The organism is Actinosynnema sp. NPDC023794 (genome assembly GCF_040639675.1).
GTDB classification, from domain to species: Bacteria; Actinomycetota; Actinomycetes; order Mycobacteriales; family Pseudonocardiaceae; genus Actinosynnema; species Actinosynnema luteola.
Map to the genome: position 1 here is coordinate 176,645 of NZ_JBFAFR010000007.1, position 26,082 is coordinate 202,726.

The 26,082-nt window shown below is 71.6% G+C and carries 21 protein-coding genes; 6 read left to right on the plus strand and 15 right to left on the minus strand.

Annotation, left to right across the window (positions count from 1 at the left end):
- The first annotated feature begins 17 nt into the window (after nt 1-17).
- Entirely contained in the window at nt 18-527 is a 510-nt protein-coding gene (locus AB0H12_RS18205) for a GNAT family N-acetyltransferase (protein ID WP_499623980.1), read from the plus strand.
- A 9-nt stretch (nt 528-536) separates the two neighbouring features.
- Here the strand turns inward: AB0H12_RS18205 and AB0H12_RS18210 are convergent, their stop codons facing one another.
- Nucleotides 537-2,561 carry a GTP-binding protein gene (locus tag AB0H12_RS18210; RefSeq protein WP_499623981.1) on the minus strand — a complete coding sequence of 675 codons (2,025 nt, stop codon included), beginning with the start codon at nt 2,559-2,561 and terminating at the stop codon, nt 537-539.
- Between the two features lie 537 nt (nt 2,562-3,098).
- Here AB0H12_RS18210 and AB0H12_RS18215 point away from each other — a divergent pair.
- Entirely contained in the window at nt 3,099-3,644 is a 546-nt protein-coding gene (locus AB0H12_RS18215; RefSeq protein ID WP_499623982.1) for a hypothetical protein, read from the plus strand.
- Nucleotides 3,645-3,706: 62 nt separating this feature from the next.
- On the opposite strand, the gene AB0H12_RS18220 is transcribed toward AB0H12_RS18215, so the two are convergent.
- From AB0H12_RS18220 to AB0H12_RS18255, 8 genes are all read right to left on the minus strand, one after another.
- Entirely contained in the window at nt 3,707-6,973 is a 3,267-nt protein-coding gene (locus AB0H12_RS18220; RefSeq protein WP_499623983.1) for a discoidin domain-containing protein, read from the minus strand.
- On the minus strand, nt 6,970-8,400 hold the full coding sequence (locus tag AB0H12_RS18225) for a glycoside hydrolase family 43 protein (RefSeq protein ID WP_499623984.1): 1,431 nt from the start codon (nt 8,398-8,400) through the stop codon (nt 6,970-6,972). The genes AB0H12_RS18220 and AB0H12_RS18225 overlap by 4 nt, the downstream gene beginning before the upstream one ends.
- A 75-nt stretch (nt 8,401-8,475) precedes the next feature.
- Nucleotides 8,476-10,986 (minus strand): beta-L-arabinofuranosidase domain-containing protein, encoded by a 2,511-nt coding sequence (locus tag AB0H12_RS18230; protein WP_499623985.1) that lies wholly within the window; start codon nt 10,984-10,986, stop codon nt 8,476-8,478.
- A gap of 94 nt (nt 10,987-11,080) precedes the next feature.
- On the minus strand, nt 11,081-11,938 hold the full coding sequence (locus tag AB0H12_RS18235) for a hypothetical protein (protein WP_499623986.1): 858 nt from the start codon (nt 11,936-11,938) through the stop codon (nt 11,081-11,083).
- A 48-nt stretch (nt 11,939-11,986) separates the two neighbouring features.
- Nucleotides 11,987-12,793, minus strand: a complete 807-nt coding sequence (locus AB0H12_RS18240; RefSeq protein ID WP_499623987.1) for a carbohydrate ABC transporter permease — start codon at nt 12,791-12,793, stop codon at nt 11,987-11,989.
- Nucleotides 12,790-13,605: a carbohydrate ABC transporter permease gene (locus AB0H12_RS18245; protein WP_499623988.1), complete on the minus strand. Its 816-nt coding sequence runs from the start codon at nt 13,603-13,605 to the stop codon at nt 12,790-12,792. The genes AB0H12_RS18240 and AB0H12_RS18245 overlap by 4 nt, the downstream gene beginning before the upstream one ends.
- A gap of 184 nt (nt 13,606-13,789) precedes the next feature.
- Nucleotides 13,790-15,058 carry an ABC transporter substrate-binding protein gene (locus AB0H12_RS18250; protein ID WP_499623989.1) on the minus strand — a complete coding sequence of 423 codons (1,269 nt, stop codon included), beginning with the start codon at nt 15,056-15,058 and terminating at the stop codon, nt 13,790-13,792.
- A 42-nt stretch (nt 15,059-15,100) separates the two neighbouring features.
- Nucleotides 15,101-17,014 carry a glycoside hydrolase family 127 protein gene (locus AB0H12_RS18255; protein ID WP_499623990.1) on the minus strand — a complete coding sequence of 638 codons (1,914 nt, stop codon included), beginning with the start codon at nt 17,012-17,014 and terminating at the stop codon, nt 15,101-15,103.
- Between the two features lie 167 nt (nt 17,015-17,181).
- Here AB0H12_RS18255 and AB0H12_RS18260 point away from each other — a divergent pair, with 167 nt between their 5' ends.
- Nucleotides 17,182-18,207, plus strand: coding sequence for a LacI family DNA-binding transcriptional regulator (locus tag AB0H12_RS18260; RefSeq protein ID WP_499623991.1), 1,026 nt, complete (start codon nt 17,182-17,184; stop codon nt 18,205-18,207).
- Here AB0H12_RS18260 and AB0H12_RS18265 read toward each other — a convergent pair.
- Complete coding sequence (locus AB0H12_RS18265; RefSeq protein WP_499623992.1) at nt 18,181-18,894, minus strand: TetR/AcrR family transcriptional regulator; 714 nt, start codon at nt 18,892-18,894, stop codon at nt 18,181-18,183. The genes AB0H12_RS18260 and AB0H12_RS18265 overlap by 27 nt on opposite strands.
- A 230-nt stretch (nt 18,895-19,124) precedes the next feature.
- Here AB0H12_RS18265 and AB0H12_RS18270 point away from each other — a divergent pair, with 230 nt between their 5' ends.
- Nucleotides 19,125-19,700: a GNAT family N-acetyltransferase gene (locus tag AB0H12_RS18270; RefSeq protein ID WP_499623993.1), complete on the plus strand. Its 576-nt coding sequence runs from the start codon at nt 19,125-19,127 to the stop codon at nt 19,698-19,700.
- 184 nt (nt 19,701-19,884) lie between these two features.
- Here AB0H12_RS18270 and AB0H12_RS18275 read toward each other — a convergent pair whose 3' ends face one another.
- The 5 genes from AB0H12_RS18275 to AB0H12_RS18295 form a co-directional block, all read right to left on the minus strand.
- Nucleotides 19,885-22,179: a heavy metal translocating P-type ATPase gene (locus AB0H12_RS18275; RefSeq protein WP_499623994.1), complete on the minus strand. Its 2,295-nt coding sequence runs from the start codon at nt 22,177-22,179 to the stop codon at nt 19,885-19,887.
- Entirely contained in the window at nt 22,172-23,131 is a 960-nt protein-coding gene (locus tag AB0H12_RS18280) for a DUF8832 domain-containing protein (RefSeq protein ID WP_499623995.1), read from the minus strand. The genes AB0H12_RS18275 and AB0H12_RS18280 overlap by 8 nt, the downstream gene beginning before the upstream one ends.
- A 119-nt stretch (nt 23,132-23,250) precedes the next feature.
- On the minus strand, nt 23,251-23,457 hold the full coding sequence (locus tag AB0H12_RS18285) for a heavy-metal-associated domain-containing protein (RefSeq protein WP_499623996.1): 207 nt from the start codon (nt 23,455-23,457) through the stop codon (nt 23,251-23,253).
- Between the two features lie 53 nt (nt 23,458-23,510).
- Nucleotides 23,511-23,792 carry a metal-sensitive transcriptional regulator gene (locus tag AB0H12_RS18290; RefSeq protein WP_499623997.1) on the minus strand — a complete coding sequence of 94 codons (282 nt, stop codon included), beginning with the start codon at nt 23,790-23,792 and terminating at the stop codon, nt 23,511-23,513.
- A 231-nt stretch (nt 23,793-24,023) separates the two neighbouring features.
- Nucleotides 24,024-24,215 carry a hypothetical protein gene (locus AB0H12_RS18295; protein ID WP_499623998.1) on the minus strand — a complete coding sequence of 64 codons (192 nt, stop codon included), beginning with the start codon at nt 24,213-24,215 and terminating at the stop codon, nt 24,024-24,026.
- Between the two features lie 325 nt (nt 24,216-24,540).
- Between AB0H12_RS18295 and AB0H12_RS18300 the strand changes: the two genes are divergently transcribed.
- Nucleotides 24,541-25,902: a sensor histidine kinase gene (locus tag AB0H12_RS18300; RefSeq protein ID WP_499623999.1), complete on the plus strand. Its 1,362-nt coding sequence runs from the start codon at nt 24,541-24,543 to the stop codon at nt 25,900-25,902.
- A complete protein-coding gene (locus AB0H12_RS18305) occupies nt 25,899-26,078 on the plus strand; it encodes a hypothetical protein (RefSeq protein WP_499624000.1) in 180 nt (59 codons plus the stop codon). Before AB0H12_RS18300 ends, AB0H12_RS18305 begins: the two co-directional genes overlap by 4 nt.
- Nucleotides 26,079-26,082 lie beyond the last annotated feature (4 nt).

Consider the following 26,082-nt stretch of genomic DNA (forward strand, 5'->3'; position numbering starts at 1 on the left):
ACCCCAGGCGGACGAGCATGCGCGCCGTGACAGCGGACGACGTGCGCTTCGTCGAGCTGGACGGCCGGGTCATGGCCGCCCTGCTCGACGGTGACCTGACCACGGCCGGGATCGACCTGACGGACTACTTCCTGACCGACCGCGCACGCTGGCTGTGGCGCTACCGGCTGGGCCAGATCGCCGCCGACCCCGGCCACGCCCGGTGGATGGCGCGGCTCGCCCTCGTCGACGGCGGCGCGGTCGTCGGGCACGCCGGGTTCCACGGCCCGCCGGACGAGGTGGGCATGGTCGAGATCGGCTACTCCGTCGACCCCGCGTTCCGCCGCCGCGGCTACGCCAGGGCCGCGCTGGTCGAACTGCTGCGCCGGGCCGCGGCCGAACCCGGTGTCCGGACCGTGCGCGCGACCATCGGCCCGGACAACGAGGCGTCCCTGGCCACCATCGCGGGCTTCGGGTTCGTCGAGGTCGGCGAGCAGTGGGACGAGGAGGACGGGCTGGAGCTGATCTTCGAACGCCCGGCGGCGTAGCGCCGGGTGTCACCGGTCGGCCAGGTTCCGGTTGGACAGGAACCGCAGGTACTCGTCGTGGTCGAGCGGGTTGCCGTCGGTCCTCGCCCTGGTCGGCGCCGGACCGCGGACCCGGCGGGCGGGCCCCGGCTCGTGCCAGATGCTCCCCTCGCCGCGGGTCAGGCCGGGCAGGGCGGCGGCGAGGTCGTGCAGCGACCGGGCCGGGATGTCGCCCGGCACGAGCCACGCCGGGCCGGACTCCACGGCCGGGCCGAGGTCCGCGCCCAGCGAGAGCAGGAGACCGGTCACGGCGCTGAGCGCGTCGTCCGGCACCTCGACCTCGACCGTGCAGCCGGGCTCGTGGACCGCGCTGCCGGCCTGCCGCAACGCCCGCAGCACCACCACCGGCGTCAGGTGGCGGAAGTCGGCGGCGACCGTGTTCGGCGCCTGGTACCCGACGTGCGTGATCGTCACCGCGCAGTCGGTCACCTCCCACCCGTGCAGGCCCTGCCGGAGCGTCGACGTCACCGCCTCCTCGATCGCCCGGTGGTACGCCTTCGGCAGCAGGCCGAGCTGGGCCTGCCTGGTGAAGGTGTTGCCGGTGCCCGGCGGCAACGGCTCGACGCGCACGCCCACCGTCTGCCAGAAGTCGTTCGGTCCGCGCGGGGTGAACTCGTGCACCGACTCGCCCCGGCCCACCGGCCGTTCGAAGTACACCGGCCGGGCCTGCTCGAACACCGCCTCGATGCCGAACTCGCGCGCCAGCCGTTCCGCGATCACCTCCCGCTGCACGGCCCCGTAGAGCAGCACGGACGTCGCGCCGCCACCGGCCGCCCGGGTCCGGATGAGCGGGTCCTCGTCGGCCAACCTGGTGAGCGCGGCGTGCAGTTCGGCCGCCCGGTCGGGCTGCTCGGGCCGGACGACCGACTCCAGGATCGGCGGCGAGAAGTGCGCCCTCGGGCCGTCGTCGTCCGCGCCCAACCGGTCGCCGACGCGCACCTGCGGCAGACCGCGCAGCTTGCCGATGTCGCCCGCGGTCAGCGGACCGGGACCACCGCCGACGACCTCCAGCCCGGCGACGCGCCCCCGGTGCTCCTCCACCGCGCCCGAGGCGTCCCGCCGCCGGAACGCCACCTGCTGCCGGCCGTGCACCGTGCCGGAGAACAGCCGCACGTAGGCGACCTTCTCGCCCTTGCCGGTGCGCTCGACGGCGAACACCGTGCCGCGCAGGTCGTCGGACGGCGCCGGGCGTGGCGCGAGGAACCGCCGCACCCCGTCGGCCAGTTCGGCCGTGCCCGCGCCGGACACCGCCGAGCCGAAGTACACCGGGTGCACCAGCCCTCGGCACGTCTGGTCCCGCAGCGGCCCGGACACGTCCTCGGGCACGTCGCCGTCGAGCACGCGGCCCAGCAGCTGGAGGTCGTGCTCGGCCAGGAGTTCGGCCGCCTCCGCCGGGAACGCGCCGTCTACGGACGAGCGGGCGACGACGCCCGCGTCACGCGTGCCGAGCCGGTCGACCCGCACCATCGGCACGACGGCGGGCGTGAGCCTGCGGCGGATCTCGGCGAGCAGGTCGTCGTGCCGCGCGCCCATCCGGTCGATCTTGTTCACGAAGAGCAGCGTGGGCAGGCGCAGCCGCCGCAGCGAGCGCATCAGCACCCTGGTCTGCGCCTGCACGCCCTCGACCGCCGAGATCACCAGCACGGCGCCGTCGAGGACGGACAGGGCGCGTTCCACCTCGGCGATGAAGTCCGGGTGCCCCGGCGTGTCCACCAGGTTCACCTGGAGGTCGCCCAGCACGGGATCGCGCAGCCTGAACCACGCGACGGCGGAGCGGATCGTGATGCCGCGGCGGCGTTCCAGCTCGCCGCTGTCGGTCTGCGTGTCACCGCCGTCGACGCTGCCGAGCCGCGGGATCGTCCCGTGGTCGAACAGCAGCCGCTCGGTGAGGCTGGTCTTGCCGGCGTCGACGTGCGCGAGCACGCCCAGGTTGAGGGTTCGAGTGGGAATGACGGTCCTCGAGGGTGTGGGAAGGGGCACCGGGACGGAGCACACCGTCGAGTCGCCGCATCTCGTTCCTCCTCAAGGCTCGATCACCTGCCGCGGCACACCGTAGAGCGGACGCCCGGATCGCGCCGGCCGATTACCGCCGGGGGTCCGACGCCGGGGTTCACCGGCGGAAAGCACGCCGGGGCACGGGCGTGGTCTGCCCGTGCCCCGACGTGCCGACCGGTTCCGACCCGTTCCCAACAGGCGTGGAACCGTCCCCCGTGTCCCCCTGATCCCCCCGGATCCCTCGTCCCCCACTTCCCCGACCTGCATCAATGGTGATCGACACCTCGTCCGGGAACAACGTCGCACCCAGGCCGCTCCGGGACCCGGTTGATTGCCGGGTTCCGGCAATCAAGCCCGCGCGCACCACTCGGCCGCCATACCACGCTTCGACTAGTCAGAAAATCTCCCACTTGGCTGCTGTGCGGTAACTTGCCGGCACCTAAGCTGCTGTCCGACGACCCCCTGCAGCAGCCCTTCACACCGATCCCCGGTGACCCCGGGTCGGCGAGGGCTGCCCGTCGAAAGGACAGTCCCCCCATGCGTACCGGTCGCTTCCGCGCCGCCGTCGTGGCCGCCGCCACGGCACTGCTCGCCATCACCGGCGCGACCACGGCCTCGGCCGCACCCGCCGAGGCCGTCCAGGACACCGTCTTCTCCCCCGCCGCCGACACCCCGGTCACCGCCCTGGTCACGAAGCTGACCCACGCCGAGGCCGCGGCCCGCTTCCGCGCCGCCGGCATCACGTGGTCCTCCAGCGGCGGGTGCAGTGACCGCAACAACCCGACCTGCACGTCGTTCTCGCAGATCAACCTGCCGACGGTGCAGGGCGCGGAGACCCTCAAGCGGGCCACCGGCTGCGCGCTGAACATCACCGGCGGCACCGAGACCGGGCACGCCAGCGGCACCTACAGCCACTGGAACGGCTACAAGCTCGACTACAGCCTCTCCACGTGCCTCGGCAACTACATCCGCGGCACCTTCACCTACATCGGTGGCAACAAGTGGCGCTCCGGCTCCGGGAACGTCTACTTCCTGGAGAGCAACCACTGGGACGTCACCTACTACAACTGCGGCGGCTGCTGACACCGCCGCGTGGAAAGGGGGACCGGTGGCGCGACCGGTCCCCCCTCTTCACACCCGTTCGGTCACCCGAAGGCCTTCACCTCCAGCAGCCCGACCGAGTCGGCCCCGCTCTGGAGCACGACCCGCAACCGCGTCGTGCTCACCGGCGTGAACGTCACCTCCTGGTAGGCGTCCACCGCCACCGGGTACCCGCTCGCACCGGCCACGTCGACGTAGGCCGACCCGTTCCAGTGCTGCAGCTTCCACGACGCCGGCACGCGCACTCCCCCGTTGTCGTCGAAGAAGTACACGCGCGCCGACCGCACCGACTGCGCCGAGGGCCACGTCAGCTCGGCCCACTGCTCGCCGGTGTTCGGCCAGGTGCCCCACCGCGGGTTCGCGGTGTCGTCGGACGACGGTGGGTCGATGCCGTCGTTGATCGCGGCCACCGACTCCCACGGCGAGGTGTACGACGCCGACGGCGTGGCGGACCCGGCCAGGTTCGGCGGCGGTTGCGGATCCGTGCCGCCGCCCCGGTTGTAGGCCTTCACCTCGGTCAACCCGGTCTTGAACCCGGACGCGTGCGTCACCTGGACCCGGATCCGCTGCGTGGACACCGGCGTGAACCGGACCCGGTTGTAGTTGGCCTTCGGCGTCGTCGGCGTCTTGCTCTGCGCCGCCGCGGCGACCCACGCCGAGCCGTTCCAGTACTCGACCGCGTACGACGACGGCGCGCGGTACCGGTTGCCCGCCCGGTCGTCGCGGAAGTGCAGCCGCACCTCGTCGACCGTGCGCTGCTGCCGGAAGTCGATCTCGTACCAGTCCGAGGAGTTGGGCGAGCCCGACGTGCCCCAGAGCGGTTCGTTGATCGGGAACCCGTCCACCGCGGCCCCGACCGACGTGCCGGACGCCGTGTACGACGCCGTGACGCCCGCGCCCTGCGCCAGGTTCGGCGTGGTGGAGGTCAGGTCCACGCCCGCCTTGGCGAACATGTCCACCATCCGCGCGCTGCCGTGCGCCACGTCCTGCGGCGCCTGCAACCCGGTGACCGGCACGCTGTGGTTCACCGTGCCCGCGCCGGACGGGAACGTGACCTCGCCGTTCGCCGGGTTGTAGAGCACGCGGGTCAGCCGGTCGACGGTGAACGCGCGCGTGCCGTCGAGGTAGACCGAATAACCCTGCGGCACGCCGTTGTAGCGGGTGACGCCGTCGGCCGGGTCGTCCCACACCACGCTCAGGTCCATGTTGCGGTAGCGCAGGTTGTTGACCGCGAAGTGCGACCAGCCGATGGCGATCGGGGACAGCTCGATCCGGGTGTCGGTGCGCGGGCGCAGCCCGGCCACGTCCTCCACCACGGTCCAGTTGCTGCTGCCCAGGATGTTGTGGTGGATCCACGAGCGGTAGTCGATCGTCTTGGCGCCCGCGTTCCAGTTCGCCCAGAACTCGTTGGCGTCCGGCCACTGCGTGTTGCCGCCGACGTACTGCGCCCAGGTGTTCCAGTAGAGCAGCTTCTTGTAGTCCTCCGCGGTCATCCACTGGTTCGGGTAGTTGCGCAGCACCGAGGAGTACAGCCGGAACTGGACGGTGGAGTTGATGGTGGAGAAGTTGTTGGAACCGGGGTGGCCCGCCTGCGCGGCCTCGGCCTTGTCACGCTGGTTGGCCGTGTAGAACGGGAACACCGGGTACTCGGCCGGGTCCGCGAACAGCCGCAGCGCCTGCTTGTACTGGTCGGTGTTCGGCATCAGTCCGACCGAGAACGGGTAGTAGTTGTTGATCTCCTTCCACGGCACGTGCGCGTTCGTGGCCACGTGCTTGTGCTCCAGCAGCTGCCGCGACGGGTTCCACAGCGTGTTCACCACGCCGTTGCGGATCCGGTCGGCAAGCGTTTGCATCTCGCTCGCCTTCGCGGTGTTGCCGACCAGCGCGTACGCCTGCTGCGCGGCCACCGCGCCGCTCCACACGTACGCCGTCTCGGCCCGGTCGAGGTTGCCCGCCCGCCAGTCGAACGACACCGCGTCGGCGTCGTTGCCGGTCATGGCGCCCCAGTCGTACTCGATGACGCCGTTGTTGTTGGTGTCGAAAGTGGACAGTTGCCCCTTCACGTCACCTTCGGCGTACTTGGCCAGGTTCCCCGCGACGGCGGGCCGGCCGCCGTGGATCTGGTAGCTGCGCCACGCCGCCTCGGAGATGTACTGGGTGTAGGAGTTGGACCAGTTCTCCGGGTCGCCGGGGTTGTCCATGAACCGGCCGCCCTTGGACGACTGGCCGACCGACAGCCACGGACCGTACGAGTAGACCGGGTCGCGCAGGTACTTCAGGTCGTCGATGTGCATCGGCTGGGTCAGCGCGATCGCGTTGTTGTAGCCGGTGACGCCCTCGATCGAGACCGGGAACTGGAAGTCCTGGCCCGGGATGTCCACGTCGAGGTGGTTGAAGCGCATGAGCCACCAGCGGTAGTAGACGTTCTTCTTGATCGCCGGGTCGGGCACGTCGATGTAGGGGATGTGGTCGGCCCACCAGCGGTTGTAGTCGCGCACGTGGGTGGCGAACGCGACCGACGGCGAGTGGCCGCGGTAGGCGTTGTACTCGGTCAGCGACTCGGGGATCTCGTCGGTGACGAAGCCCATCACGACCTTGGTGGTGGTCGACTGGCCCGCGCCCAGCGTGACCGACCTGGTCAGCGCCCCGCTCGCGGCGGTGAACCCGTCGCCGGCCAACCGCGGCCGGATGGTGGTGAGGTTGTTCTTCACCTGCCGCGATCCGGTCAGCTCGGCGCCGCTGACCGTGGTCGCGTACGGCGAGGTGACGCGCAGCGGCAGGGTGGCGGACGCCGAGCCGGTGTTCGTGACGGTCAGGTTGGTCACGGCGACGTTGTTGTGGGTGATGAACTTCGCCACCTCCACCCGAACGCCGGCGCCGGTGTAAACGCCCTTCCAGTGGCTCGGGGCCTGCCACCGGCTCGCCACCTGCTCGGTCAGCGTCCCGGAGCCCACGGTGACGGCGTAGGCGTTCTGGCTGCTGATGTTGTCCCAGTACGCGGCGTTGCCGCCGAAGCCGATCACGGCCGGGTTGTGGGTGTACATGAACGCGCCGCGACCGCGGGTCATCAGCCACGGGCCCGCCGGGTCGTTGCCCGGACGGGCGAGCAGGCGGTCCATCCAGAAGTCCGTGCCGCCGCTCTCGGCGTCGTAGATGGCCTTCATGGTGCTGCCGGTGCTGTAGCCGACCGGCGGCGCGGGGATCGACGGCCCGCTGAACGTCGGGTAGCCGATGGTCTGGGCGGCGGAGGCGCTCTGGACCGGCACGAGGAGCGCGCCGAGCACCACCGCGGTCGCCAGCCGTCGGGTCACGCCTGGAAGGCTTGCCATTCCAACACCCCCGTCGAGAAGTCGGGCTTCGAGGTGATCGACAACCGCAGTCGAGTGGTGTTCACGGCGGTGAACGTGGTGGTGTTGAACGTGTTGCCCGCCACGCCGCACGCCGACTGGCCGGGCACGTCGACGTACGCGCCGCCGTTCCAGTACTGGACCTTGCACGACGCGGGCAGGTCGATGCCCTGGTCGTCGTCGAACCAGTACGTGGCCACCTTGTCGACCGACTTGGCGGTCGGCCACTGGTACTCGACCCACTGCGTGCCGCGCTCGGGCCAGTTGCCGTAGGCGAGGTTCGAGCGGTCCGCGGAGTTGGCGGGCGTGCCGCCGTTGTTGAGCGCGGCCAGCGACTCCCACGCCGAGACGTGCGAGGTGGACGCGGTCGCCGAGGTGGCCAGGTTCGTGCCCGTGCCGGGGTCGCCGCCGGGGTTCGGCGGCGGTCCGGTCGTGGTCTGGGTGACCTTGCGCATCGTGCCGTCGGCGTTGAAGTGCAGCAGGTCCACCGCGACGGAACGGCGGAAGTCGCCGCCGCCGGGCGCGTTGGCGTTGTGGTAGACGATGTACCACTGCCCGTTGAACTGCACCACGCCCGCGTGGTTCGTGGTCGACGAGACCTGGTCGAGCGCGACGCCGCGATGGGTCCACGGCCCCAGCGGGCTGGTGGCGGTGGCGTAGCGCTGGCAGGCGTAGTTGGAGTTGGTGACGCAGCCGCCGGTGTCGTTGGCCGCGTACATCAGGTAGTAGAGGCCGTTGCGCTTGAACATCCAGGGCGCTTCCCAGAAGTTCGCCAGGCCCTGCGGCGTGGTCACCGCGCCGTCCAGCTCGATCATGTTGGGCTTGAGCTTCGCCGCCCGAGCGCCCCAGTAGCCGCCCCAGTAGATGTAGGACTGGCCGTCGTCGTCGGTGAACACGGTCGGGTCGATGTTCAGCCCGGACGAGTTGGGCGTGCCGTCGCTGATCAGCGGACCGCCCTTGGCGTCGCGGAACGGCCCGAGCGGGCTGTCGCCGACCGCGACGCCGATGTCCATCCACCCCGCGCCGTTGCCGTTGACCGAGGTGTACCAGTAGTACTTGCCGTTCTTCGCCTCGACCTCGCCGGCCCAGGCGTCCGCGCCCGCCCACGGGAAGGTGCCGATGTTCGCCTTAGCCCCGTGGTCGGTCCAGGTGGCGGCGTCGGTCGAGGACAGCACCCGCCACTCGCGCATGACGAAGTTGTTGGTGCCGGTGGGCGCTTCGTCGCGGCCGGCGTAGATGTACACGGTGTTGCCGACGACCAGTGGCGCGGGGTCGGCGGTGTAGATGTTCGTGATGATCGGGTTGGCCGCGATCGCGGCCGGTGCGACGGCGGCGGAGGCGACGAGCGCGAGTGCCGCGCCCAGCTTCACCGCCCGATGTCGGGTGCGCATGGGTGAGTCCTAACGGTGGGGGTGGTGGACTGGTGCCGCGACCGGACGACGCGGTGGAGGTCTCCGGTCGCGGCGCTAACGGCCGGTCGCGTGCAGGTCGGCCACTTCGGCGGCGGTGAGGGCGCGGCCGTGGACCCGGAAGCCGTCCACGGCGCCGTCCAGGTAGGGGTCGCCCGCGTACTGGGAGCGCCCGATCCAGTTCTGCGTCGTGCTGCCGAGCGCGGACGGCCGCACGGTCAGCGCCGTGTTGCGGGCCGCCTCGACGCCGTTGACGTAGAGCACGCCGAGGTTGCCCGTCTGCGTCACGGCGACGTGCGTCCACGCGCCGGCGGGCAGCGGTGACGCCGCGTCGATGCGCTGCTCGGCGCTCGCGCCGCCGGTGGTGATGGCGAACCGGACGCCGCCTGCCGAACCGCGCGGGGTGAGGAACAGGTAGGTGCTGGTGCCCGCGCCGAAGTCGAACACGCGCGCCCACGTGGTCACCGTGCCCAGCCACACCCAGGTGGCCACGCTGAACGCCGTCGCACCCGCCAGCAGGCCAGCGGGCAGCAGCACGTGCTCGCCGGCCCCGCCGAGGTCGACCGCCGAGCCGGTGCGTCCCGTGGTCCACCGCGCGCCGCCGGCGAGGGTGGCGGTCCGGCCGTTGCCGGTGGCGTCGGCCGCCACCGAGCCCGCCGCCTCGTCGAACGGGTAGTGCGCGATGAACGGCGGCGGAGCGGGCGTGTCGGTGACGTTCCAGTAGACCGTGTAGCGCTGGCCGTGCGTCTGGTAGAACGGCTGCAGCGTCACCTGGCCCGTGCTCGCCGTCGCCGTGTACCGCAACGGGGTCGTCGTCGCCCGCAGGGTCGCGGGCTGCAGCGTCGGCATCGACGTCAGGTTGGTCGTGCCGTAGCCGCCGGCGAGCACGATCGGGCCGTGCTTGACCACCTGCGCGGCCGGGTTGTCCGGCGCGGGCTCCCGGGTCAGGGCCATCGGCAGGCTGAGGTCCACCACGTCACCGCTGCTCCACGTCCGGTCCAGGCGCGCGTAGGTGCCCGGCACGGTCGGCACGTCCTGCACCACGCCGTTGATCTTGAGCTGGGCGCCCGCGGCCCAGGACGGGATGCGCACGCGCAGGTCGATCGGGCCGGACCCGGTGACGGTGAGCCGGGTGGCGGCCGACTCGGGGAACGCGGTGTCCTGCCGCACGGTGATCGCCCGGCCCGGCCAGGTGAGCACCGAGGCGATGAACAGGTTGACGTACAGCGTGTTGCCGGCGTGGAAGTAGGTGCTGTCGCCGTGCTTGGTGTTGGTCTCCATCCCGGTGCCGTGGCAGCAGGTGAAGTCCTGGTAGTCGTTGCTGTACGAGCGCTGGCCGCCGGGTCGCAGCGGCACGTAGTAGCTGTGGTGGCCGTGCGCGGACGCCGGGTTCTGCCCGCCGAGCAGGTGGTTGTAGAGCGCCTTCTCGTGGAAGTCGAAGTACTGGGCCCTCGGGTCGGTGCGGAACAGCTGGCGGGTCAGCTTCAGCATGTTGTAGGTGTTGCAGCACTCGCACGTGTGGTCCGACAGCTCCGACGCGATCCGACCTGGCGCCTTGAAGTACTCGCCGTTGGAGTTGCCGCCGATGGCGTAGGTGTGCGTGCCCACCACGATGTTCCAGAAGTTGGTCGCGATGTCGCGGTACCGGGTCAGGCCGGTGGCGTGGTACTCGCGGATCGCGCCGACCGCCTTCGGGATCTGGGTGTTGGCGTGGTAGCCGTCGAGCCGGTCGGTGTCGGCGGCCAACGGGTCGAAGATCTCGGCGTGGTCGAAGTACTGCGCGGCGGTGAGGTGCGCCGGGTCGCCGGTGAGCTGGTAGAGGTTCGTCAGCACCTCGTTCATGCCGCCGAACTCCGTGTCGAGCATGTTCTGCCGCTGGGTCGGCGTCAGCCGCCCGTTGCGCCAGCCGACCCACGTGGCCATGCGGGTCAGGACCGTGAGCGCCTGGGCGTTGCCGGCCAGCAGGTGCATGTCCAGCAGGCCCGCCATGATCTTGTGCAGGGTGTAGTAGGGCGCCCAGACCTGCTGCCGGGCTTCCACGCGGTCGATGAAGCTCTCCGGGAACGCGGACAGGTAGCCGGTGTTGAACCCGGCGGCCTGGGCCCGGTCCTGGCAGGTGGCGAGTTGGGCGACCAGGTAGTCGCCCTTGGTGCGGAACGCGGTGTCGCCGGTGCTCGCGTACGCCTGGGCGAGCGCGGTGAGCACGTGGCCGGTGGAGTGGCCGCGCAGTTCGGTGGTCGGTGACTCCCACCCCCCACAGGGGACGGCGGAGGACGGCAGGCCGACGTTGAGGCGGAACGTGTGCAGCAGCCGGTCGGCGTCGAGGAACTTGAGGTAGGCGTGCGTGCGGGAGGTGTTGGTCTGGAACGGTCCGGCCAGCAGCGCCACCGCGCCGAGCGGGAACGCGTGCGCCGACGCGCCCGTGTCCGGTCTCGCGGCTGCCTTGATCGGACCGGTGCTGTTCGGGTCGGCGGCGGCGGTGGTGCTCAAGGCGGGCAGGGCGGTGGCCGAGGCGACCACCGCGCCCGCTCGCAGCACGGCACGACGTGATGGAGTGGGCAGGGACATGCGCGTCACCTTCCGTGACGTGGCGGCACAGGACTCGCGGTGGGGAGGAGGGCCGGCGCCCCCGCGGGCAGGCGGGGGGGGGCGCCGGGGTCGCTCAGCGGCCGTAGCGGCTCTTCAGGTGCCGCCACCAGTCGCGGAACATCCACGCGTCGAACTCGGTGATGTTCCGGGCGCTGCCGGCCTTCATGATGAAGTTCGACACGCCGGTGGGCGTCCAGTCGTAGAAGTCGTCCAGACCGAACGTGTGCCCGATCTCGTGCAGCAGGATCGTCATGTCGGTGCTGCCGAGGTTGTTGACGAAGTACTCGCTGCCCATCCGCTGGCCCCAGTCGCCGCCCGCGCCGCCGCCCATGCCGGCGGTCAGCCACAACGACTGGTCGTAGTGCCGGGGCACCCCGCCGGGGCAGTTGCGGTACTGGCCGTCGCGGACGAAGAACCGGCCGCACTGCTCGGCGCACTGCGGTGCGTTCTCCCGGATGTTGTTGACGTAGATGTCGACCGAGTTGTCGCTCCACTGCAACGTGGTGCGGTCGCGCACCGCCCAGCCGACCACCTTGATCGGGACCTGCGCGTAGGGCCAGTTGTTGTGGCCCACCATCAGGTCCGTCCACTTCTTGTACTGCTCGGCGAGCTTGGCGTGGATGCGGTCGCGCAGCGAGGCGCTCACCGGCGCCGACGAGTCCCACCGCACGCAGAAGTTCAGGTAGCCGCCGTTGACGAAGACCTGGTCCCAGCCGTAGTTGCGGAACCCGTACAGGTTGCCGTACGTGCTCTCCTGGTGCGACCACACCTGGTTCAGCGGGGTCACCAGGTTCGACGGCGGGCTCCACGTCGCCGGGTTGGCGGCGGCCGTGACGTCACGTGCCTGCTCGGCCTGCGCGACGCCCGCGCCGCTCACCGCCAACGCGAGGACCACCGCGCCGAGCACCGTTCTCATCCATGATCGTGACACGATCATCTTCCTTCCGATTGCCGGACGAAGCAGCATCGGACAGCGGGGTCAGCCCTTGACGGCGCCTGAGGTGAACCCGCGGACGTAGCTGCGTTGCATGGCGGCGAAGAGCACGAGGCAGGGCACTGCCATGAACACCACCCCCGCCTCGAGCGCGGCGTAGTCGATCGACCCGTGGCTCGCGGTCCGCATGTTGACCACGGCGAGGGTGGTGGTGAACTTGTCGGTCGAGTTGAGCAGGATCAGCGGCGCGAAGAACTCGCTCCACGAGGTCAGGAACGCGAACAGGCCGACGGTCACCAGGCCCGGTCGCACGGCGGGCAGCATGATCCGCACGAGCGTGCCGGCGCTGGTGCAGCCGTCGACCCGGGCCGACTCCTCCAGCTCCAGCGGCACGGCCTCGAACGAGTTGCGCATCATGAACACCGAGAACGGCAGCTGGAACGTGATGAGCACCAGGCTCAACCCCACCAGCGAGTCCTCCAGTCCCAGCCACCCCAGCAGCACGTACAGGGCGATCAGGATCGTCGCGTACGGCACCATCAGGATCGCCAGCGTGAGCAGGAACAGCACGTCGCGGCCGGGGAACCGGAACCGGCCGAACGCGTAGCCGCCCAGCGTGGCGGTGAACAGCGTGCCGCCCACCGTGAGCGCGCTGACGACCACGCTGTTGAGCACGTGCTTCAGCTGCACGCCGTTGGCCGAGGTGAACAGGCGGTCGTAGTTCTCCAGCCCGAACCCGGTGTCCGTGCGCACGGACGCGAACGCGGCCCACACCAGCGGGAACAGGAACAGGATCGCCAGCGCCGCGCCGGTGACGTAGTAGCCCCGGCGGTTGCCCGTGGTGGTCCTCACGACGACCTCCGGCGCAGCACGCGGAACTGGATGGCGTTGAACACCACGAGCACGACCAGCAGCACCACCGAGATGCCCGCGGCCGAGCCGAGGTCGAGCCGGATGAACGCCTCCCGGTAGATCACCATCACCAGGGAGGTGGTGCTGTTGTCCGGCCCGCCGCGGGTGAGGATCCAGAACTGGTCGAACGCGAGCAGCGAGCCGGTCGTCATCACGGTGAGCACCAGCGCGATCGTGGGCCGCATCAGCGGCACCGTGATCCGCCGGAACGTCTGCCACCGGTTCGCGCCGTCCACCCGTGCGGCCTCGTAGACGTCCGGCGGGATCGCGTGCAGCCCGGTCAGCAGGATCAGCATGGTGAACCCGGCGAACCGCCACAGCACCAGCAGCACCGCGGACCCGAGCGCCGAGCCCGGGCTGCCGCTGGTCCACGACACGTACCCGTCGACCAGCCCGAGCCACGACAGCAGGTCGGTCACCGGCCCGATCTCGTCGCTGAGCAGGCCGAGGAACAGCAGGGACGCGCTGGCGAACCCCACCGCCGTCGGCAGGAAGAACGCGGTGCGGAAGAAGCCGACGCCCGGCCGCCGGTGCTGCACCAGCAGCGCCAGGCCGAACGCGACCACGAACAGCAACACCGTGATGATCACCGTGTACTTGACCGTGAACCAGGCCGCCGAGCGGAGCAGCTCGTCCTCGGTGATGCCGCTGTAGTTGGCCGGCGCGTTGAACTTCGCCTTGCCCAGCAAGGGCCAGCGGTGCAGGGACATCCAGACCACGAGCGCCAACGGCACCAGGAAGAACAGCCCCACCACCACGGCGGTCGGCGCGGCGTACGCGGCGCCGACGAGCGCGCGCAGCCGACGTCCGCGCCGCGCCGGTCGTGACTCCGGGCGCGGTCGAGGTGTGCGTGCGCCCGGTGCTCCCGTCGGTCCCGGGTGTGCCGTCGTTGCCGGGTGTGACGTCGTCGTGGACATCCGAGCCTCCGGTGGCCGCTCAGCCCTGCTGGAGCGACTTGGTGATGGCGGTGTTGCCGTCGGCCAGCGCCGTGCCCGCGTCACCGAACAGCGCGCCCCGGACGGTCTGCAGCCACGGGCTCTGCGGGTCGTTGAACGAGACGTTGAAGTTGCGCGCGTACGGCGTGCGGCCCTTGGCCACCAGGCTGTTGACCAGCACGGTGCGCGGGTCGGCCGAGGAGTACTTGTTCTCCGCCAGGTCGGTGCGGGTGGGCACGCCCTTGTTCTTGGCGACGACCTCGACCTGCGCCTCGTCGGACGTGGTCCAGGACAGGAAGTCCCACGCCTGCTCGGCCTTCTCCGTGGTCGCGCCGATGCCGAGCGCGTCACCGCCGACGAAGGTGGACTCGCCGCCGGTGAGCCCGCTGATCGGGGCCACGCCCAGCTTCAGGCCCTTCTGCTCCAGCGCGTCCAGCCAGACCGACGGCGCCGGCGCGATGCCGACGTTCCCGCTCTGCAGCGCGCCGAGCCAGGTGGGACCGGCCTCGTCCTTCGACGCGGGCGCGGCCACGCCCTGCTCGTACAGGTCGCGGTAGAGGGCGAACACGTCGGCCATCTCCGGCGAGTCGACCTTCGCCTCCTCGCCGTCGGGGTCGAGCACGTCGCCGTTCGCCGCCCACACCGACGGCCACAGCGTGAACTCCACGCAGCCACCGCAGTTGCCGCCGAAGTACGTGCCGTTGACGTCGCCGCCGAGCTGGTCGACCTCGCGCGCGTGGTCGGCGAACTCGCGCAGGGTGCGCGGCGGTTTCTCCGGGTCGAGGCCCGCTCTGGCGTAGAGGTCCTTGTTGTACAGCAGCACGGACAGGTCGATCGTGTGCGGCAAGGCGAAGTTCGCGCCCTCCCACGTGCCGGCCTTCAGGTGCGACGGCGCGAGCCGGTCCTTCACCGGCAGCGCGGCGAGCCGCTCGGTGACGTCGGCCCACAGGCCCTGGGAGGCGTACTGGGGCGCGAACACCACGTCGGCCGCGAACAGGTCGGGCAGCGACTTCGCGCCCGCCGCCGACGCGAGCTTGGCCGGGTACTCCTCGTTCGGGTAGGCGGTCACCTCCACCTTGTTGCGGTGGGTGGCGTTGTAGGCGTCGGCGTAGGCCCTGGACACCGATTCGGTCGCCGCGCGGGTCCACAGCGTCAGCACCGCGCCGTCGTCCGCGCCCGCCGGGCCCTCGGCTCCCTGGTCGCCGCACGCGGCCAGCACCAGCACACCCGCCGCCACGGCGGAGGCAACACGAAGCCCTCTGGTTCTCACCGGTCTCTCCTTTGAGCACGGTCCGGGTGGGTCATTGGTCGGTCAGGTCTTGGGCAGCCACACCCGCATGGTCGACGGGCCGCCGCGAGCCCAGCGGTGGTACGGCACGAGGGTCAGCGGGGTGGTCGCCCGGGTGCTGCCGCCGGTCGGCTCCGGCGGGCCGTAGGGCCACCCGTCCGGGCCGGGCACGTCGAACCGGGCGCGGACCTCGACGCCCGCCTCCGCGTCGACCGGCGGCACGGTGTCGTCCACGCGCAGCGCGTCGAGGTCGGCCTCACCGCCGGACTCGGCGCAGTACACCAGCGGCCCGCGTTCCACGGCCACGCACCCGCGCGTCGCGTCGATCCTCGGGTCGGGCGCGGTGAAGCGGGGCCGAGTGGGCAGCTCCAGCCTGATCTCCTCGCCGACCGCGAACGACCGGTACACGACGATGTCGCCCACCGGCACCTGCCGCCGTCCGTGGGTGGTGACGAGCTCCGCGCCCGCCGCCCACCGCGGCACCCGCAGGGTGATCGACCACGGCTGGTCGTCGGTCCTGGTCACGCGCACTGCCACCGTGCCCTCGTCGGGCAGGCCGGTGCGCACCTGCAAGCCCACCTCACGGCCGTCGTTGAGCCGGGTGGAGATCTCAGCGTCGACGTACTGGTGCAGCCGCACGCCCGTGTCGTCGGCCGTGACGAGGTAGCACGAGAGCCCGGCCAGCAGGCGTGCCGCGTTCGGCAGGCAGCACGACACCTCGAACCACGGCGCCCTCGGCCCGCCGCCGAACCCCAACTGCTCCTCGTCGTCGGCCGGCGCGGCGGTGAGCGTGCGCTGGTGCAGGGTGTGGGCGTAGAAGAAGGACCGGCCGTCGTCGCCGATCGCGGTCGCGACGACGTTGTAGAGGATCCGCTCGATCACCTCGTCGTAGCGACCGTCGCCGGTGGCCAGCAGCAGCCGCCAGGCCAGCATGATCGCGGCCACCCCGGCGCACGTCTCGGAGTACGCGCGGTCCGACGGCAGCACGAAGTCGTCGCCGAACGCCTCGTCGGCGTGCCGCGAACCCATGCCGCCGGTGAGGTAGGTGCGCCGGGCCAGCGTCCGGTCGAACTGGGCGGCGACGGTCTGGAGCAGCTCGTCGTCGCCCGTCTCGACCGCGACGTCCACCGCGCCGGCGGCCAGGTAGAGCGCGCGTACGGCGTGGCCGTGCAGGACCTCCCCCTGCCGGACGGGCCGGTCGTCGCTGAAGTACGACCAGCCGAAGTGGTGGCGCGGCAACGTCCGGTGGCCGCGGCGTTCGACGAAGAGGGCGGCTTGGTCCAGGTAGCGCTGCTCGCCGGTGAGGCGGGCCAGTTCCACGAGTCCGAGCTCGATCTCCGGGTGGCCGCAGACGCCGGGCGTGCCGTCGGGTCCGAACGCCTCGCAGACGTGGTCGGCGGCGCGGCGGGCCACGGCCAGGAGCGGGTCGGCGTCACCGCCGCGGGTGCGGGCCCGGGCGACGGCGGCTTGCAGCAGGTGCCCGGTGCAGTAGAGCTCGTGGCCCCACAGCATGTCGCTGTACCGGGCGGGTTGGCCCGGGCGGCCGAACGCGGTGTGCAGGTAGCCGTCCGCCGCCTGGGCCGCCGCGATCACGCCGGTCAGCTCGGTGATCTGCGCGTCGAGGGCTCCGGGCGCACCCGTGCGGCCGACCTCCCAGGACATCGCCTCCAGCAGCTTGTAGACCTCGGAGTCGGTGAACTCCCGGCCGCGGCGGGAGGCGGAGGTCGCGTCCGGGCCGGCGAAGTTGCCGGTCCAGCCGAGCCGGTCCATCCACGACCGGGCGTGCGGGATGGTGGCGGTGGCGTTGACGGCCTGGCGGGCGTGCCAGAAACCGCCGGTGATCCGGACCTCGTCCTGGCCGAGCGGGCGCAGCTTCCCCCGCGACGGCACGACGGGACGTCCCCCGACGGCAGTGGTGTCCGGCGACGTCACTGTCATCCCAACCTCCCGCGGATCGTGTGCCCGTCCAGCACTCTGGCAGCCGAAAACCTTTTCGGCAATCATCCTTGTGGCGGCTCGGGAATGTCGTCCACGATGGCGGTTCACGGTCGTGAAGAGCGCCTACAATCGATTCGGCGTTCGACAAACTTTTCGAAAGGCTTTCGATGGGCAGACGGCGGTCCGACGCGGTGACCCTCAGCGACGTGGCGCGGCTGGCCGGCGTCTCGATCTCCACCGCGTCCAAGGCCATCAACGCCAGGGACGAGGTCGCGCCCGCCACCCGCGAGCGCGTGCTGCGTGCCGCCGCCGAGCTGTCGTTCCAGCCCAACGCCCTGGCTCGCGGGTTGATCTCGGGGCGGACGCGCACGATCGGGCTGCTCACCGACGAACTCGGCGGCCGGTTCGCCATCCCGATCCTGCTGGGGGTGGAGAACGCGTTGGCCAACGAGCAGATGTCGGTGCTGCTGTGCGACGCGCGCGGTGACTCGATCCGGCGCAGGCACTACATCAGCACGTTGCTGGCCAGGCAGGTCGACGGGTTCATCATCCTGGGCGACGACAACGACATCCGGCCGTCGCTGACCCGGGACATCCCGGTGCCGGTCGTGTACGTGTACTGCGAGTCCAGCGACCCGGACGACCTGTCGGTGATCGCCGACGACGAGGGTGGCGCGCGGCTGGCGGTGGAGCACCTGGTGTCGTTGCAGCGCAAGCGGATCGGTCACATCACCGGACCTCAGACGTATCGCGCGGCCCGTGACCGCGTGACCGCGTTGCACCGGGTGCTCGGCGAGCACGGGTTGGGGCTGGCGGGCGGCGCGCCGCTGTACGGCGAGTGGTCGCAGCGCTGGGGACGGCACGCGGCCCGGGTGCTGCTCGCCACCGATCCCGAGGTGGACGCGGTGTTCTGCGGGAACGACCAGATCGCGACGGGTGTCGCGGACACGTTGTCCCGCTTGGGGAAGCGGATACCGGAGGACGTGGCGATCGTCGGCTACGACAACTGGGAGGACTTCGCCGCCGACTGCCGGCCGCCGTTGACGACCGTGGACCTGGACCTGGAGCGGTTGGGCACGACGGCGGCGCGGTACCTGTTCGACGCGTTGGACGGGCGCCGGCCGTCCGGGGTGATCCGGCAGCCGTGCCGGCTGGTCGTGCGCGAGTCAACCTCGGCGATCGGGCGTGCGTGAGCCGGGTTCGTCGGTGTCGTGGGCGTTGTCGGGTCCGTCGGGTTCGAGGAAGGCGGCGATGCCGTCCAGGACCCGGTGCAGGCCGAAGTCGAACCAGCCGTCGAGGTCGGCGGTGGTCGGCGGGTCGGCGGCGGCCAGTTCGGTGAGCCAGGGGTAGCGGTTGGAACCGACCACGCCCCCGAGGCGGCCGAGCCGGGCGTGCCACCAGCTGCGCGAGCTGACGCCGGTGTCGCGGGTCGCTTCGAACTCGGCCACCGCCATCAGGGCCGTGCCCTGCACGTACCCGCTCACCAGCAGGTAAACCGGGAGCGCGGTGCGGTGGTCGAGGGCGAGCGCGGAGAGGAACCGGTCGACGGTCTCCAGGAGCGCGCGGCTCAGTGGCGGCCGGGTGGTGGCGAGGGCGGTCAGCGACCACGGGTGTCGTTGGTAGAGCGCCCATTCCTCGCGGGCCTCGTGCTCGAGCAGGGCGCGCCAGCCGGTCGCTTGGGGCGGGGGTGGGCGGTGTTCGGCGAGGACGGCGTCGACCATGGCCGTGACGAGGTCGTCCTTGCCGGACACGTGCTGGTACAAGGACATCGTGGACGTGCCGAGCCGGGCGGCGACGAGTCGCATCGAGACGGTGGCGAGCCCTTCGGCGTCGGCGAGTCGGATGGCCGTGCGGACCACCACGTCGCGGTCGAGCGGCACTCCGCCCACTTTGTCCACAAATGACCGCTTGGTGCGCGCGCCGTCCTTGCGCGCGCGGTACGCCCGAGCCTGGCAGGCCCTGCCGCAGTACCGCCGGGGTCGGCCTCGGGTGGGTTGCGCCAGCTCGGCACCGCACTGCGCGCAACGCACGGTCGACCTCCCTTTCGTCACGCCCGGGTTGTGTGACGTATCCCCTCGAACACGCTTGGGTCCCTGGCAACACTGGTCCTGTGTACAGCGTACGGAGGATCGCCGATGTCGATGAGCTCGACCGGATCGCCCCGGCCTACGCGGCAGCGTGCGCGGACGAGGCCGTGACCGCGTGGGCGATGGCCGGCCACGACTTCACCGAGCTGTTCCGCGAGTGGCTGGCGCACGCGGTGACCGAGCAGGAGGTCGTGGTCGCCGAACGTGACGGGGTAGTCGTCGGTGTGTCCACGTGGATGGCGTTGGAGTCCGCCGAGCCCTTGCGGCGGCAGGCGGAAGCGGTGGCGGAGCAGGCCAGGGCGAACCCGGCGTTGCGGCGGATGGCGGCGGTGGTCGCGCTCCCCCACCCCGACGTGCCGCACCTGTACCTGGCGTCGATGTCGGTGGCCCCGGAGAGCCGGGGGCGAGGCGTGGGCTCCGCCATCCTGCGCCACCGCCTCACCCGCGCCGACACCGAACGCCAACCGGCGTACCTGGAAGCGAGCACCGCGCGCAGCGCCGCGCTCTACGCCCGGCACGGCTTCACCCCGTCCGGAGCCCCGTTCGCCCTCCCCGACGACGGCCCACTCCTGCGCCCACACTGGCGCCTCCCGCACTAACCCGCGTGTCGTACGTTCAGAACCCGCGTGTCCTACGTTCAGGACGCGTGTGTCCTACGTTCAGGACGCGTGTGTCCTACGTTCAGGACGCGTGTGTCCTACGTTCAGGACCCCCGAGTTCAACGCTCAGGCGCAAGCGAAGCGGCCCGGAGCCGGTTCGGCTCCGGGCCGCGGTGCAGCGCGGTCAGACGGCGGCGGGCACCTTGTCCTGCGCCGACTCCGCCGAACGGCTCGACGGCGACGGGGTGGTCGCGGTGCTGCGGAAGCCGCGCAGCCGCAGGCTGTTCGACACCACGAACACCGACGAGAACGCCATCGCCGCACCCGCGATCATCGGGTTGAGCAGTCCGGCCGCCGCCAGCGGCAGCGCGGCGACGTTGTACGCGAACGCCCAGAACAGGTTGCCCTTGATCGTGGCGAGGGTCCGCCGGGACAGCCGGATCGCGTCCGCCGCCGCACGCAGGTCACCCCGCACGAGCGTCAGGTCGCTCGCCTCGATCGCCGCGTCGGTGCCGGTGCCCATGGCCAGGCCGAGGTCGGCCTTCGCGAGTGCGGCGGCGTCGTTCACGCCGTCGCCGACCATCGCGACGACCTTGCCCTCGGCCTGCAGGCGCGTGATGACGTCGACCTTGTCCTTCGGCAGCACCTCGGCGATGACCTCGGTGATCCCGACCTCGGCCGCGACCGCACGGGCCGCCGCCTCGTTGTCACCGGTCAGCAGCACGGGGATCAGGCCGAGCGCGCGGAACTGGCGGACGGCTTCGACGGACGTCGGCTTCACGGTGTCCGCCACGACCAGGACCGCCCGCGCCTCACCGTCCCAGGCCACCAGGACGGCGGTGCGCCCCTGCTCCTCCGCCGCGCGCTTGGCCTCGGCCAGCGGACCGTCCAGGTGGACGCTCCACTCGGCCAGCAGCCGCTCACGCCCGACGATCAGCGCGTGCCCGTCGACCACGCCCTGCACGCCCAGCCCTTCGAGGTTCTGGAAGTCCTCGACCTCGGGCAGCTCGCCCGTGCGCTCGAGAGCACCGGCCGCGACGGCCTTGGCGATCGGGTGCTCGGAGGCGTGCTCCAGAGCACCGGCCAGCCGCAGCACCTCGTCCTCGTCGACGCCGGGCGCGGCGTGCACCGACACCAGGCTCATCCGCCCGGTGGTGACGGTGCCGGTCTTGTCCAGCACCACGGTGTCGACGCGCCGGGTCGACTCCAGCACCTCCGGCCCCTTGATCAGGATGCCCAGCTGCGCGCCGCGCCCGGTGCCGACCAGCAGCGCGGTCGGCGTGGCCAGGCCCAAGGCGCACGGGCACGCGATGATCAGCACCGCGACCGCCGCCGTGAACGCGCCCGACACGCCACCGCCCGCACCGAGCCAGAACGCCAGGGTGCCGACCGAGAGCGCGATCACGATGGGCACGAAGATCGCGGAGATCCGGTCGGCGAGCCGTTGCGCCTGCGCCTTGCCGTTCTGCGCGTCCTCGACCAGCTTGGCCATCTGCGCGAGCTGGGTGTCGCCGCCGATCCTCGTCGCGCGGACCACGAGCCGGCCACCCGCGTTGACGGTCGCGCCGACCACCGCGTCACCGGGACCGACCTCGACCGGCACCGACTCGCCGGTCAGCATGCTCGCGTCGACCGCCGAACTGCCGTCGGCCACGACGCCGTCGGTGGCGATCTTCTCCCCCGGCCGGACCACGAACCGGTCGCCGACCGCGAGCTCGCCGGTCGGGACGCGGACCTCGCGCCCGTCGCGGAGCACGGCGACGTCCTTCGCGCCCAGCTCCAGCAACGCCCGCAACGCCGCGCCGGCCCGCCGCTTCGACCGGGCCTCGAAGTAGCGACCCGCCAGGATGAACGTCGTCACCCCGGCCGCCACCTCCAGGTAGATCGCGCCGGCGCCGTCGGTGCGCGAGATCGTCAGCTCGAAGGGGTGCGTCATGCCGGGCTTGCCCGCGGTGCCGAACAGCAGCGCGTACAACGACCAGGCGAACGCCGCGATCGTGCCCATCGAGATCAACGTGTCCATGGTGGCCGCGCCGTGGCGCAGGTTCGTCCACGCGGCGCGGTGGAACGGCCACGCGCCCCAGACCAGCACCGGGGCCGCCAGCGTGAGGGAGATCCACTGCCAGTAGGTGAACTGCAGCGCCGGGACCATGGCGAGCAGGACCACCGGGACGGAGAGGACCGCGGACCCGACCAGCCGCTGCCGGAGCGTGGCGGTCGGGTCGTCGTCGGTCGGGGCGTCGGGGGCGTCGGCCGAGGGGTCGGGCCGGGGCAGGGTGGCCTGGTAGCCGGCGGCCTCGACCTGCTCGACCAGGGTCCGGGGGTCGAGGTCGGCGGGGAACGTGACGCGCGCCTTCTCGGTCGCGTAGTTCACCGTCGCGGTCACGCCGTCGAGCTTGTTCAGCTTGCGCTCGATCCGGGCCGCGCACGAGGCGCAGGTCATGCCGGTGATCGCCAGTTCGATCCGCGTGTCAGCCATGGCCGTGCTCCTCCTCCGACTCTTCGGCGTGCGGCTCTTCGACGTGGACGCCATCGGTGTCCACGGTGAACTCGGCCGTGCGCACGACGCCGTTGTGCTGGAAGTCCAGGAACAGCCGGTAACCACCGGCCGACGGCACCTCGGCGACGAACGCGATCTCCGGACCGGCCGGCGTCCTGCCGTCGCCGGGAGCGCCCTCGGGGTGCACGTGGAGGTAGGCCAGGTCGCCCTCACGCAGCGCCACCAGGTGACCATACGCCGCCAAGTAGGGCTGCAGGTCGGTGACCGGCACGCCGTCCTTGCTCACGCTCAGCCGCACCGACGAGGCCTTGCCGGGCACGAGGTCGCCGTCGAGGCGGACCTGGTAGCCGTCGACCTCGGCGACGCGGGAGGGCTCGTAGGCGCGCGGTTCGAACACGCCCGCCGCGTCGACGTCGACACCGAGCGTGACCCCTTCGCCACCGGTCGGCTTGAAGTCGGCGAACACGCGGTAGCTGCCGGCGTCGGGCAGGTTCAAGGGCACGGTCCACGTGCCGTCCGGCGCCATCTCGGGGTGGACGTGCCGGAAGTTGGAGGTGTCGCGGCGGACGGCGATGAGGTGCATCCGCTTGTCGTGCTCGACGTCGAAGGCGGTGACGGCCGCGCCGTCGGGGCCGAGGACGCGGAAGGAGAAGGAGTCGGTTCCCGTGGTCAGCGTCGTGTCGGTGGGCGTGAGGGTGTAGCCGCCCCTGGACGACGCCAGCCCCGCGGGCTGGTCGTTCCGCGCGGTCTCCGCGACGGTGCCGCTGTGGTCGTCCCCGTGGCCGGCGCCCTCAGCACCGGACGTGCCGTCGTGGCCGCTCCGAGCGGCTTCGGCGGCGAAGGGACCGACAGCGCTCCCGGCCGCCCAGGCGCCACCGGCGACCAGGGCGAGTACCGCACCGTAGGCGGAGAGCTTCGCTGCTGTGTTCATTGGTCAGTCCTCGAGACTGGTGGAGCCCGCCGGTTCCGACGGGCTCCGGGTCGGCTGCTGTGCCGTGGTCATGCGGGTGGTCGGACCCGGACCGGGTTCGACCGGGTTCGGTCGCCGGCTCAGCCGGCGAGGGCGTAGCCCGCTTCCTCGACGGCCGCGCGGACGTCCGCCTCGGCGACCGGGGCGGCGCTGGTCACCTTGACCGCGCCCGTCGGCACGTCGACGGCCACGCCGGTCACGCCGTCGATCTTGGTGACCTCTTCGGTCACGGACGCGGCGCAGTGGTCGCAGGTCATGCCGGTGACGGTGAAAGTGGACTCGGCCATCGGGTGCTCCTGGGTTCGTTGATCCGGTTCGGGTTCGGGCGGCTTGCGGACTGCTAGGAGCGCACCAAGCGGGCGATCGCCTCGCTCGCCTCGCGGACCTTGGCGTCGGCGTTCTCGCCACCCTGGGTGAGGGCATCGGCTACGCAGTGCTTCAGGTGCTGGTCGAGCAGCCCGAGGGAGACGGCCTGGAGCGCCTTGGTCGCCGCCGCGATCTGGGTCAGGACGTCGATGCAGTACTCGTCGTCCTCCACCATTCGCTGCAGCCCGCGGACCTGCCCCTCGACCCGGCGCAAGCGCTTGAGGACGTCGTCCTTGTCGGAGGTGTAACCCCGCATGTCCACTCCCTTCGGTCACCGGTAGCGTGCCCGTCAGGGATATTCATACCCCCGGGGGGTACCTGAGTCAACCCGGGTGTCAGGTGGGGTGACTGGCGTCACCCACGAATGGGTCATGGGCCCACCCTACCCCCGTACTGTATCGGCGATCGGGTAGCGGAGGGCAGGGCAGCGGGGGCCGGGCAGCGGGGGCCGGTGTGACGGCGGGGTCGGCCGGGAGGGTGCGGCGGGTCAGGCGGTGCAGCGGAAGCAGAAGTGAGGGCCGACGGGGCGGTCCAGGCCGTGCCAGCCCGCGGCGACGGCCTCCGCCCAGAGCGCCTGCCATCTGGTGGCGGCTTCATCGGGCCGGTTGTGCACACGTCCGCAGTGGTCGCAGATCAGGACGAGCGCGGACACGTCGTGGTCACCGGGGATGGCGGTCACAGTGCGGGGGTCGACTTCCTCGTCGGGTGTGGTGCAGGCGGTGGGGAGGTCCTGGCAACCCCGGATTCTCGCGGTGGGGCGGAGGCAGGGGGCCGGAAACGCCGCGCGCGAACCTTGCGATCAGCTTGCGATCCCTGCGGGGTGGTGCGGTGTCCGGCAACCTGGTGCAGGTGCGGGTCAGTCCGGCTCGATGTGACGTGGGGCCCTTGCGGGCACCCCAGGCAGGCCGAAGCCACGCCGGATCGGGCCCAGGTGGGGTGGTTCCGGGTCCGTTGTGGGGCGGTGGCGCGGTGGTGGGTGAGAGGCCTCGGTGGGGTGGGTGCGGATGCGTCGGTTCTCGTTGCGTTGGCGGGTCGCGTTGGTCATGGGGCTCGGCTCGGTGTTGTTGACCAGTGCGGTGGCGGTGGCGGTGTGGAACCTCACGTCCGGTTACATGTTGCGCCAGCGCGAGCAGAGCGCGGTGCGGCAGGCAGAGGTGAACGTGAGGTTGGTCGACGCGGCGTTGAGCAGTGGCTCGGACGGGTTGACGGGGTTGTTGACGGGACTGACCACCGGGCCGGACTCGACCGTGCTGCTGTTCCACGGCGGCCAGGTGCTGACCAGTGGGCGGCAGGTGGACGCGCAGGCGGTGCCCCGGAGGCTGGTCGACCTGGGCAGGGCGGGCACGCCCGCCGCGCAGCGGCTCATGGTGGACGGCATCCCGGTGCTGGCGGTGACGTTGCCCATCGGGTCGACCGACGGCGCCTACGTCGAGCTGGCGCCGCTGGTGCAGTTGGACCGCACGTTCCGCTTCCTCAGCGCGCTGCTCGTGGCGGTCACGGTGGTCAGCGGCTTGCTGGGGGTGGCGCTCGGCTCGTGGGCCAGTCGGCGGGCGCTGCGGCCGTTGACCGAGTTGACCAAGGCCGCCTCCCGGATCGCGGGCGGTGACCTGGGGGCGCGGTTGCCCACGCAGACCGACCCGGATCTGACCTCGTTGGCCGCCACGTTCAACGCGACGGCCGAGGCGCTGGAGCAGCGGGTGCGGCGGGACGCGCGGTTCGCGGGCGATGTCAGCCACGAGTTGCGGTCGCCGTTGACGACCATGGTCAACGCCGCCGAGGTGCTGCGCCGCCGGCGGGTGGAGGTGCCCGGCACGGCGGGCAAGGCGCTCGACCTGCTGACGTCCGAAGTGGACCGGTTCGCGCGGATGGTGGTGGACCTGCTGGAGATCTCCCGGGCCGACCAGGACGCCGAGGACCCGGCGTCGGAGACGATCGACCTGGCGTCGCTGGTGGCCAACGTGGTCGCGGCGCGTCCGGGCGGTCCGGTCGCGCTCGACACCGGGTCGCCGCCGCCTCAGGTGCTCGGCGACCGCCGCCGGCTGGACCGGGCCGTGGACAACCTGCTCGACAACGCCGAGCGGCACGCGGGTGGCGTGGTGCGCATCGGGGTGTTCTCGCGGGACGGCAAAGCGCGGATCGAGGTGGACGACACCGGGCCCGGTGTGCCGCCGGAGCTGCGCGATCGCATCTTCGACCGCTTCGACCGGGGCGCGCGGGCCGGTCGTCGTGGCGCGGACACGGGGAGCGGCCTCGGGTTGGCGTTGGTCGCGCAGCACGTGCAGCGGCACGGCGGCACGGTGCGGGTGGAGGACCGGCCGGGTGGTGGAGCCCGGTTCGTGGTGGAGCTGCCGGAGGCCCGGAGATGAAGGGCGCGACGATCTTGCTGGCCGTATCCTTGCTGGTCACGGGGTGTGGCGTCACCACCCAAGAGGAGCCGCAGCCGTTGGTCACGTCCACCGCCAACCCGATGCCGACGCCGACGCTCACCCAGCGTCCCGACCCGACCACCTCGACCACGGCCTCCCCCACGCCGACCGGGTAGGCGG